Origin of the sequence: Endozoicomonas sp. 4G (assembly GCF_023822025.1) — a bacterium.
Classification (GTDB): domain Bacteria; phylum Pseudomonadota; class Gammaproteobacteria; order Pseudomonadales; family Endozoicomonadaceae; genus Endozoicomonas_A.
In genome coordinates this window covers 516,862-529,291 of the sequence record NZ_CP082909.1, presented here as the reverse complement: position 1 = coordinate 529,291, position 12,430 = coordinate 516,862, and the positions used below count along the sequence as shown (strand labels likewise).

Sequence of the window (12,430 nt, the reverse complement as noted above, 5' to 3'; positions counted from 1 at the left end):
GGTGAATGTCGGCTATATGTATTGATCACAGCTCTTACTCGACTTTAGAGTTTTCAAAGGACAATAGTTCTACTTAATTCATCCAGAATCTGCTAAAAGCAACCGTCTCAAGTCCAGTAAAAAGCGAGACGGTTGCCATGCTCAAGGTTGTGCGTCAGGAAGTCTGTGAGCAGCCATTGCGACTGCTGGCGGACGCTTCCGACTCCCGTGGCTAAAAAGCGTGGTCGTCCCAGAATGTATTAATTTTTAGCGACAGTGGTTTTTAATTTTTTATTAATTAACCTACGTCGTTTATATCCCCGGCGTCGTCAGATTCTGAATTATTCCGCCACTTCCCGTCGGCACATACGACGAACTCTCACCACTACGATTGCCCATCGTGGCATTAATCTCCTGAACCAGTCGCTGGTAGTTTTGGTTCAGTTCTGTGTCATTCAGGCTTGCCACCACAGGTTGTTCACTGTCCGCTTCACCCGATCCAACGTCGTCTTTCTCACCTCCGGCCAGACTGCCCAGGTATTTCACCAGCCGTCGCCCCCGGCGAATGATCCTGTTTAGAAGGGAGAAGGTGCCGTTGCCTCCACCCTGAGCGACCAATGCATCCTCCGGGATGCTCTCATTCAATGAGCGACTGCCATTTGACTGGGGGGCGTCCACTTGCGCAAGCACTTCGCCCATGCTGAGCACCCGGTTATTGACGATCAGGCGCTCAATCGTCTCGCCTTCCTTGCTGAAAAAATTCTGCACCCGAAGGCTCTGGGTAGCGTTTATCGGCTCTGAGCTATTGTCGCTGTTTTTCAGCAGGCCAGTATTCGGCGAGACAGTCAGGATAAGATCCCCGCCTGCTTTTTGATAGTGCAATGTCTGGCAGTCATGGGTATTAACCTCGAGCTGGTCAGCCGTACCTGTGGCGTTTGCCAGAACCCATTGGTCAGAGTTAGAGAAGTCATCGCCAGCAAACTGGTAAGTGGTGCTCTCTTCATCTATCAGGTATTGATGTCCGGGGATTTTTTCATGCAAAAGTGAATAGCCAGATTTCAGCCGTTGACGGATGAATTGCTTGTTATCCAGAATCCCGTCATCCAGCTCCAGGCTGTCTGGCCAATCATTGGCATAGATAAGGTGAGGATCTCGCCAATGGCCTATCCTCACCAGATATTCCAGACCGGATGCCATCATTTTTATGCCTTCAGCCGATGGGAGATGCTGACTGATGACCAGTTTCTCAACGGCATAACAGTTCAGCGCCCGAATTTTTCTGCGTGGTTTGAAGGCCTCGGTTTCCAGAGCAACCTGGCCATCCCGGTAGATGGTTAGAAACCCACTGTCATCTATTGTCATGGCCAGGTGCTGACGAGGGGAGGTAAAAAATGGCCTGACCCTGCTATGAAAGACCCTGACACCCTCCGTTAGCCTGATCTCCAGCTCACCCGATTTCAGACTTAAGCTGATGGCATCAGAGCCGTCAGCATTGGCAAAATGAACCAGTGTGCTCCCGGCTTGTGTTCCCTTGTCCAGCGGCATCCATGCCGCCAGGATAAAGCTGCCGCCAGTGACCGGAGGCGGCATCAGACGTGACAAACCGGCTGGACAAGGAGCTTGGTCACCACTGTCGGTGGCATTGCGCTGATCCAGCGAACGCCAGCTTGCCGCCTGCAAATCGGTAAGGCTGACACCACTCAACTGAACCCGGTTAAACGAAGAGGGGGCAAAGAACAGCTTCACCGTGCCATTTTCTTTGCCGTCTTTCTCTGAATTTTCCAGTTCCAGTCTGACAAGGTTATTACCGGAGCCGGGATATACGCTGGCACCACTGCTTTTGAGGTAGAAAATATCATTTCCCGCCCCCCCAAACAGCCCGGCCTCCGGCTTGACCGTACCTGAGATGAAGAACACGTCATCACCTGGCCCGCCATGCACCGGTGCCGTGACATTGCGAAGCGGGTAAGTGCCAAGCTGGTAAGTGCCATCCAGCCGATTATCAACAGTCAGTCTGGAGTAATAGTAACTCCGAAGGTTTTGGCCGGTCAGTACACTGGCTTCGTTGCTGAGAGGATCAACCATTGTCAGCCGCCAGATATGCTGCTCCAGACTGTCGATAAAGTGCCCGGTAACCAGACTGCTATCTTCGCGTACACAACGGGGAACGTGTCGTAAATCGATGCTGAAAAATATTTGTCCATCGTTGTTTACTTCCAGGCGGTCATAATTTTCAGTCAGCCGCCAGTCCAGTTTTTCCGGTTGTACCCCGTGCAATATCAGGCTATTCCCGTTGTCCCGGTCTATGATTTGGGTGCCATTGGCCTGCGCGTGGATGACGTAAGTATCCGGGCCCAGGTTACCAGCAAGCAGGTCAGGTCCCAGGTTCGCCACCATCCGGTCAGCGTCCTCGCTGCCATAATGTTTGTTGTATCCTGTTCCCCCTACAGTGGTGGTGATTGAACTGTTGCCGCTGATGTGGGCAGCGGAAATGATGAAAGTATCATTACCCGCTTTACCATTGACGGTGAGGCCAGCGAGGGCCGGGATTTCGAAAATATCGTCGCTGGTCGGGCCATTGAAAACCTCAAAATTTCTGACCGTGGAATCCCATGTCTGATAGGTGACCTGCGATCCGGGCATCCTGAACGTAAAAAACAAACGACTTTTGATGTTTATATCTGGTGAGCAGGGTTGCGTATCGTTTACAGGACAGGAGTGGCTCACTGAGTTTTTTTGCACCAACAGCTTGAGCCGGACAAATTCCGGGGCAAGGGCTGCCTGGCTTAAGTCCAGTGTGTCTTTGCCCGGACCACCGTTAAAATGGATATGGTCGGGCAGCTTCAGAACAAACAGGTAGTCATCCCCTTCCCGGCCATTAAAACTGCGCAGGGCGCCTCTGGACACATAAACGTTATCCTTATCATCACCGGAAAATCTTATGTTGCCCTTCCCGGTGTCTTCGAGGATAAAGTGATCGACCGTTAAACCATCCTTCAGGTCGACCGTCACATCACGACTGACGGACAAATCAAAAACCAGTGTATTGGCGCCGCTACCTCCGTCCAGCGAGGTACCCTTCTGCCAGGGGGCGTCAATGATGACCCGGTCGTCTCCGTCCCCCATGCTGACTTGGTCCCGGCCACCCCCGGTGCTGAAAATATCCGTACCATTACTGCCAACGTAGATATCATTTCCCGGGCTCCCGGCAATCTTGTCGATAGCATTGAATACTGTCTGGTGATGGCGCCAACTGCCTGTTAAGTCAGTATTTCGCCAACGGGTCTTTATGACTCCCTCTGTCACATTGACGGTCATGCCATCCAGTTGATAGTTCGAGATGGTCACCTTGGCGGTCAGGCTTTTGGCGCTTTGCTGCAAGAGCCGGGTACCATAGACGACGGCAGACTTGTCGTGTACCAGCTGGCTGTGTCCCTTTCCGCCGGTAATCACTGTCGTATTACCTATGCCGACAGTGAACAGGTTGTTGCCTCCCATATCCTGCAACCGGTCATCACCTCCCATGCCCAGCAACACGTTATCCGTGGATGGGTTACCCGTCAGCTGGTCATTGCCCGGGCCGCCAATAATGATGGGGGTGCCAGCGTATGAGTCTGAAGACAGATCAAGGTGAACCGTCGGCATAATCACGGAGCTGTTGTACGAGGGAGAGGCATTGCATTTGAGAATAAAAGGACTCTTGAAGGTATAATCCATCTCCAGCATGTTCAGGGTTTTAGCCATTGGCTGACCGGGGAATATTTCAGTCCATTTAGACAACGAGGTATATTGGCGCGCCTTCCTGAATCCCGGTACCACCTGAGGGCGGCCATGTTGTTTTCTGCGACCGTCTGCCCCGGTTTCAAACAATGTTAAAGTCAGTGTGTGCCATAACTCCAACAAACCAAGACCCTGGGGCACGACAGAGAGCCTCCGCAAAATACCAGAACCTTCAGTAAGCACCTGCTGTTGATTCAGCTTAAACGTCAGCTTCCGTAAAATACCACTGCCTGGATTGCATCTGGAAGAAGCGAAACCAAACTCAACCACCAGCGTGATATTATTGCTTTCCTGGCTGGCAATCCTGTGCAGGCCGGCGCCGAGGGTTTTTCCTTCATCGGCAAGGCTTTCCAGCTCAGTCTTTTGACGCCATTGATCCCGGGGGAATTGACCTACCGGTTTTTCAGGGTAGCGATTTAAAAATGCCAACATCTCCTCTTGGGTAAAGGCATAGTCATCCACTACTCTTGTGGTCCGGCATGTTCTGCTGCCTGAATTAACATGAGTCGCGAGGGTAGTGTTCCTCAGGGTTGTCAGGGACTCGGTCAGTGACCGAAAAGGTTGTTTGCCTGCCACGTCGTCCCAGTAAATACAAGTATTGACCTGTACTGTGTTGAAGTCGGATAAGCCGGGGGTATGAAAGACAAATGTCGCATGCTCATCAGGCTTTTGAGCGTCAAAAAGCAGGTTCAGGCTCTGGTCAAAGGGATTGAACGTCAAACTGGCCTTCTGACGGTGCTCACAAGAGTTACCGGCTATTTCCCAACGGACGACCACGACTGGCCATTTTCCTGTTGCAGGCTTCTGGTGTTGATAAGCGTGAATTTTGTGATTGCCCAGATCGCTGCCACGACGCAGCAAGATGATGTCCGAGTGAGTGCCCGTATAGACCTCGTGCCAGCCCTCACCCAGCACCACCCTGTTAAAGCCGCTGCGCAACCGGATAGAGGTTTCTCCGCCGTTGGCAAGCACCGTGTCGTTCCCGCCCCGGACATCCACGGTGTTGGTGCCATTAGTGATAACGAACAGGGTATTGCTGTGATCGCCACGGATCCTGTCATTGCTTGGGGAGCCCTGAATGACCTCTACCTGTTCCAGATGCTGTCCTGCCGACGAATCCGAAGGGTTCCGGTGGGTGAGATCCAGCCTGACCCCGTTTTTTCTGAGAAGGTAAGAAACGGTATCCTTGCCAGAACCTCCATACACCTTGTTCGCGCCTTCACCCAAAAATGCCTGGTCATCACCCGACCCCAGGTGGATCAGGTTAATTCCATTACCCGTGCTGACAACATCATTCCCGCCCAGGGTATGGGCTACATTTTTACCCCCCTTCAAATAAATTTTGTTGGGCTCGGCAGTTCCCCGCACGATCAGACCTTGCTTCGAACCCACCACATTTTCAATGCCGCTAATTGTCCCCCCGGTTTCCAGCAGCTGACAGAGGGTTGTGTAAAATACGGTGGGCTCATTGGGTTGGTCTCTTTTGCTGCGCTCTATCAGTCCCTGCTTGCTGAAGTAATACACGTCCTCGTTTGATTTCAGGTAGATGCCCTGATTCGAAAAATAGACATGACCACTTTGTGTATCTCCTCTCCAGTTGCTGGCGAATTTATAAATGATTGTCCCAGCGTAATAGAAGGTCTGGTTGCTGTACTGATCAGAAATCCGTTTTACGCCTGTGTGCTTTTCATCGTACCCCATCAGAAAATGTTCAGATATCAGTGCCTTGTCATCCTGTTCACGCGGGTAGTCGGCTTTTATCTCTGACAGCGGGGCAATGTATAATTTCTTTGGGTTCAGATCCCCGTCGGGGTTGGCTGTGACTTTGATGGACCTGAAAGTGCGCTCGGTTACGCCAAAGAGTTTAAGAAGGGTTGTTCCTTCTGCTTCCTTGCCATCCGGCGCAAGGCGCTTAAGGTTGTAGTCTTGCAGGTATTCAGCAAAATGGTTAAGCCAGCGTCCTGCTGGTAAGTTAACCTCGAAGAATGCGCGGGATTTTGTCCTGTGAAGGTAATAGTAACCACTGACCTTTTGCGAGAAGTTGTTGATTCTGGAGTAAGGAAACCTGATCTCTTCCGGCAAAACCAGGGTATCTTTTCCATATCCCCCTCTAATGTTCCCTTTGCCTAAACCCGGTTGCAGCACGTCGTTTCCCGAACCGCCATACTGTTCGATATCGCCAAGGCCATCTATAAGCCGGTCATTATCGGCGCCGCCGGACTGTAGCGCGCCGTTAAAAATAGTGTCATCACCCGGTCCGCCAAAGCCTATCCCGCGATATCGCAGATAGAGGAGGTCATTACCATCGTCGCCATAGGCAGTCCCTGAGCCGTCGATCCAGATCCGGTCATTACCGGGGCCCCCAAACGCCTTCCCTGACTTTTCGATCCGGATAATATCGTGGCCTCTGCCCCCTTCTGCTGTACCTTTCTTAAGGATCAACCGGTCATGGTCTGGTCCGCCATAGAGCTCCCCCTGCTCAGCGATCAGGGTGTCATTACCACCCAGACCATAAAATATCTTGTAACCTTTCTCACCATACATATAGTCCTGCTCAGACGTCCCTCTCAGCACTCGCCTGAGGTTGAGCTTATCTTCAAGAGCAAGTCCCTTGTCTCTTTTACCATTCAGAATTCGGCTAATAGATATCCTCAATGACTCGAGATTATCCTCATACTTATCCTGATCAAGAAAATCGCTGGCGTCCTGAAAGAGCTGAAACTTCCTGTAGCCCGCCTTCTCAAATTGAGCTGCCTTGCCGTCAACGTATTTCTTGAATTCGTCGCCCGCCAATAAAGCGTCGAAATCCTGCCTGGCGTTAGGTGGCGGCATCAGTGCCGCCAGGGCAGTCTGCACGAAACCCAACAGTGTACTGACCAGGTCGACAATAAGACCCAGTGGTGGACACAGGAAGTCCAGCGCCGTACTGAGCACATCAAGGCCAAGCATAACCAGATCCAGACCCATCATTACGGCAAAAATGGTCGCCTGTTTATGGTTGCCAGCCCTGCTTGCCGCCTCGGCGTTTTCGGCATTGCCGTTCAGCGAAAGAAAACCGGAGACAATAGCAACGACATTGCCAATAACCGGTAAAGCCCTGGCGACCATTCGCGACGCTTTTGGGCCCAGTTTTAAAGCAACGCCAAGGGCCCCTGCCGGATTTTTCGTCTTGACAAGGGTTTTGCTCAGCAACCAGTTGCCGCCCATGGCAATGCCATAGGTTGAGCCGATTATGTCCAGGCTCGCCCCTGCATAGGCCATATCCCTGGCTTCATCAGGCATCGCGTACCCGTATTTTTCCAGGTTGATCAGCGTCATCGTGGACATGGCTAAGCCAGCGATGGCATTCCCTGTGCCGAAACCCACCCTGGCTCGGGTGAATTTCTTGCTCCGATCCAGCCTGTCCAACGTGCGCATGAATTTCCCTTGCCATCGTTTCGACCCGCCTCCTGGCCTGGCGTCACCCGGGCCACCGGGCTCAGGGCCATCCCCGCCGGTATGGCCTTTTCGGGGCTGGTTTTGGGGCTGGAGCCGCTCCATGAATTCCGGGCTTGCAAGCAGTTGTTCCTTGACATAGCGGGTGTCGTCGGCGCTGTAGCCCGAGTCATTGAGCAAAATGACCATTCGGTCAATGACTTGCTCTGGCGTCAGTCCCTGCCGTTCCGCCAGCGCTTGCCGTAACAGATCAAGAAGATTCCTTCGGAACCCCGGATTGTCGAGAATGTCCTCGGTGGTAACCGCCGCAAAACGTCCCTGTTCCAGCAGCAGGAAGGCGTCTGCCAGCAACCCCTTGTCACCGGCAGCCTGCCTGATATTGATGAAGCGATCACTGGCCTCAATGGCATCCAGATGACTGCTGACCCGCTCCATCAGGGTCATCAGGGTCTTGACCGGTTCGGAGCCGTCGCACAGAACGCAGTCTGCATCGGGCAGCCTTGTTGCCTGACCGGCTGGCAAACCTGCCTTGTCCAGTTTTTGCAGGGCCTCCCGGAAATGACGGTCGGACATATCAACCATGTCAGCCATCTGGCCAAAATCGATATCACTTCTGAGTGCGGCAATGCTGTCGGCCACATTCTGGCGAATATCTCTGGCCAGAGTGCGGGCTTCGGAGGAACTTTCCCGCTTCAGCCTGTCCGCCATTCCGATAAAGCTAGTCAGGCGTTCCAGCAAGCCGGAGAGCGTCAGCTTGCCTTCCTTGACCGTGAACTCACTGACCAGCAATTCTGGGGACAGGCTGCCTATGCCCTCGGGTAGCCTGATCCGCTTCTGTTGCAGGGCCAGGAATGTTTTTGTCTTATCCTCTGGTTTCTGTGCTTGGGCGGCTTGCACCAAAGCCAGTGCTGCCGCGGCGGTCAGCGGACTGTCAGCGTCGCCATTGCCCAGCACCAGTGTGCGCTGGGCAGGCATCAGGTAGGAGGCATCGGCGGTCATTGAGGGGTCGGTCAGCACCCTGATCGTCAGGTCGCCAGAGGTCAGCGAAAATGCCTTTTTCCCGGTCAGGTTCAGCAGTCCGTTAAGCCGCTGATAAAGCCCGGTAGAAATATTTTCAGGCAGGGAACCCAGGGCGCTGACCTCTGCCACCAGTAACTTCCCGGCGATGGTTTCGGCCAGACCTGCCGGGATGGCTGACTGCTGGGCATATTGCCGGAAACCCTCTGTAAACTGCTGGCGGCTGGCATCGTCCATCTTGTCAATAGCGGCATTGACCTGGCCTGTCATGTCAATGTCCTTCAGTTCACTGAAAGTCTCATAATGGCGTGCCAGCTGTGTCAGGTAAGCCTCGGTGCCCGAAGCACTTTTACCCGGATTAAGGGGCCGCCGTAACAGAGTCTTCAGAGCATCTTGTGACTGGGGTGACATGAGCGGGAAAGGATTGCCCGGGCCCGACGGGGTTATTTTCAGGTAACGCCTTTTACCGTCTGCCATAACCATATGACGGGGGCTGCTGGCGGTGGTTTCAATGATCGTACCCTGCCCCACTAAAGCCTGCACAGACGTTGGCTCTTTAATCTGGGCGTCCTGCGTATTAACAGGCAACTGGAATGGCCTTCCGACGCGCTGCCGCAGTTCTACTGCCTCTTTGAATACGGTGTCCACATCTTGCTTCATATTGGCCAGCAGGCCAGTGTCAAAACGCTCCCAGCCCAGTCCCTGGGCAACAAAAGTGCAGGCTTTTTCCAATGCAGTAACTGTGGGTGTCCTCGAATTCTTAAGGTTTGCGATTTCATTGATGTCGCTGTCAGGCAGTATGGCCGTTACGGCATCGGTAACTCCCAGGTGTATCTGGCTGGCTGGCTGGCCGTTGCTACCCAGGACCTGATCCATCTTCCAGTAGATAAAATGAACCAGCAGTGACTTCAGGTAAGCGCTGGTAACGACTTTTGGCCCGAAAAAGTTTTTTGCCGCCACCCGACTTAACCCCAGCAGCCTGGCGTTAAGCAGGGATTCCATGCCGGAACCGGCACTCCAGAAGGCCCGGTAATCCGCGTTGATCAGCTCAGAGTCGGGGGGCGGGGGAATATAAGGGGCGATGGTATTATCAAAATCGGCATCTGGGATCAGGGGAGCTGAGGATTGTTTATCATTGACGACCTTGTTGAAAAGAGTGCGCTCACTGACGCTGGCTTTAATTTCCCCTTTAGCAAGGCTGTCCTTTATTGCCTCTTTTATTGCCTCTTTTATCGCCTGAACCCTGGCACTATCATGAAGCTCTAAATACGTCAGTGCCCGGCGGTAATCGGCCTCAGTATCACCTTCAGCTAACAGCAGGTTATGATAGCCTTCGACCAGTTGCCGATAGAGGCTTGTGTCTGAGGGATTGTCAGCCACCGGGGTCAGTGCATACTGACGGGTTAGCCCCAGGGATCGTGACTCACCGTCAGGCACTGTCCCGGTATTGATCCCGAACTGCTGCCGCACCTGCTGGCGCAATGCTGTCAACCGGCTCAAGGCTGTTGACCCACCACCACCGCCCTCAAGAACCTTCAACAAACTGGCGCCAACCAGGCTCGCCAGGGTTTCCCGGAAAATAAACGGCTTGTTCCTGTCCTTCGTGCCCAGCTTTAAAAAGACAATGCTGCTGCCTGTCCCACTCACCTCGACACGACTGTCCACCAGGGGCCAGAGAGGCTTGGGGATGATTCTTATTTTAAACGGGCTATCATCGGCAATGCCCGCGTCCCTGACGGGTTGCACCAGCCCCTGAAGAAGGTTCGACAAACGTGACTCAGCCATCCCCCGGGCAATGAGCTGAATGTCGTTCTGTAACTGGTAACTGCCGATACTGCCCTCGCGTTGCAGCTTGCGATAGGGTTCCAGATGGGCAACCAGACTGATCTGCAAACGATGGTCTGGCCAGCCATCGGGAAGCTCAACGCGAAAGATCCGCTTACGGTCACCTTTGCTACGGATCAGGGCGTAGCCGGGACCCCGGTCGGAAAAAGCCAGATCATCCCGGCGACCCAGCGTGAAGGTCTTTTGCCCGTTCGTGGTCTGAACCTGGGCCTGGTGACGGCCCAGCCCGGTATCGGTGACGAAAGTCGGGGCTTTCCTGCCGGGGCCTGGCGGCAATGGCTGATTTTTTTGCAGGAGATCAAACCATTTATTGGCCCTCAGGGCATTGGTCCGCAACCTGGCCTGGTCTGTGGTTTCCAGACCCTTGAGTCGCCGGTGAAAAAAATACTCCGCCAGCAGCGGCTCAGCGCCGGTCAGGGATGGCTTTTTGAACAACTCAATAAGGGTGTCGTCCAGATGGTTAGCCTGCTGCGGGGACAGCGGTGACAGGGTGCGCTTGATCGCGTCCCGGTAATAGTCCGGGTCGGAGACAGAGGTATGCTGAAGCTCGGCCTGCAGTGCCGCCCCGGCAGGCGGCTGCTGTCTTAACAGTGCCAGCAAGCCGGTTAGCTTATCCCCTGCCGACGCGGTCAGGGCGCCGTTCTGGCTTGCAATGGTAATAAGATGCTGGTTACCCAACTGGGTGACCGGTTGCCGCTCGGTGCTGGTTATCAGGGCAAGGGTTTTCCGGCTACCGGCGGTGATCGGCACATTGCCGTTGGAATCTTTACCAAGGGGGAGCTGTCCGGGGCCGACCCATTTATCGCGCACCGCTTTTGCGTCCGCCAGTAACGTCTCTGCACGACTTAACCAGGTCAACAACGACTGTCGTTTGGTCGCCGTGAGGGTGCTGCCTCGTCGTTCTTTCAGGGCATCGCTCAGCACCCCTTCAAGGTGCCCGGCAAGATCGTCGATTCCGGCCAGTGCTTTCAGCTCCTCAGCGTCGAGCACAGCCGTGACCACATCTGCCGGATCCGCCAGAAGTGCCAGCTGCGAAATCACCATACCCTGGCTGACCAGCCCACTCCAGGCCACCTGGGTCAACAGTGAGCGGAGGTTTCCCAGCCTTGAACCACCAGCGTCGGGTAACCGGTCAACCCGTTGGTTACAAAAATACTGAACCCGCTGAAACAGCAGACGGGTTTCCCTATCCCCTACCAGCTGGTCAAAGCCAGACAGGGGCTCGGCAATGGCTTTATAGACAATGCGGACCTGCTGGCCGGTTTTCACGGTCGTTATCCCGCCCGCCGCAGTGACCACCTGAACAGGGCCGGGGACGGCGGCCCTGGCCTGAACGGTAAGCAGGTCGAACTGCTTGCGAAGTTGATTTTCCAGTTGCAGCAGCGTCCGGTCCCCGGTGACTTTTTTCCCCTGCAACCAGGCCATGGCGATGGCTGGTGAGTCCGACTGGTCGGTACCGGCCAGTGCTGCCCGACAGAAATCCTTCAGGACAGAGGCCAATGCCCCCAGGTAATTACTGGTGGAGTGGCGTTGCCCGGCCAACACCGCAGGGTCAACCTGCAACATTACCAGCCTGTTGCCGCTCACGTCCCCGCTGCCCTTGCGGCGATAAGGTAGCACCCGGTCAGCGAGAGCCTGTTTGTCGAGCCTGATCACCAGCCTCAGAGGGTTGGGGGGCTTCATGCCGGGCAGCAGTTTACTGTCCAGCTCAGTCATAGCGGCAGGCTTGATAAAGCTGTCGGGGAACCCCAGGGCATTGACCAGACGCTGCCCTGCCGGGCTGGCAATAAAGACTCTCAGTTCTGAAAGCAGCCGTTCGGCTTGGTTCGCCAGTGGCTGGCCGGGGCGATAGTCGGCAGTAAGGATCACGGCTATCCTGTCATCCGTGCCCGTCAGCGTCCGTAGCTCGGAACTGTCCGTTGACAGCCGGTGGTTTTCCCGGCGGGCGGCAGCCAGTTGCTCCTCTAGCGGTGCCGCTGGGTTAAGTTTGTACAGCCCGTTTGTATCTGACGCGGCATTGTTTAGTTTCAAGCCATAAACTGTTTGACCATCGTCGTTTTTTTCCAGCACCGGGATCAAGGTTTTCCCGCTGCTGTCGTAGGCGGCTAACAGCCTGTCGTCGGTTTGCAGGCGGATTGCGCGGTAGTGATCGTCATCGTTTGCAAGCAGCTGATAAACCTCGCCACCGGAACGCTTGACGGCCACCGACGTTGTGGTCAATGTGCCATCGGAAATCACACGCTCAGATCGGGAACCACCGCTATTGTGGATACTGTCATGGAGGGAAACTTCAGCGCCCAGAGGGGTGGCTGTGATATCGCTATCTGAACGGCTAAGCACCCTGTGCAGCTCACCTTGGTAGGTAAGGAACTCG

General features: G+C 54.4%; 1 protein-coding gene (cut by a window edge). It reads right to left on the bottom strand.

What is annotated here, in order from left to right; genetic code table 11:
- Window positions 1-291 precede the first annotated feature (291 nt).
- On the bottom strand, window positions 292-12,430 hold the 3' portion of the coding sequence (locus K7B67_RS02290) for a TcdA/TcdB catalytic glycosyltransferase domain-containing protein (RefSeq protein ID WP_252178756.1). 15,848 nt of this gene lie beyond the right edge of the window; the window shows 12,139 of its 27,987 coding nt (coding positions 15,849-27,987); its start codon lies off the right edge, out of view — the gene reads right to left on this strand; its stop codon occupies window positions 292-294.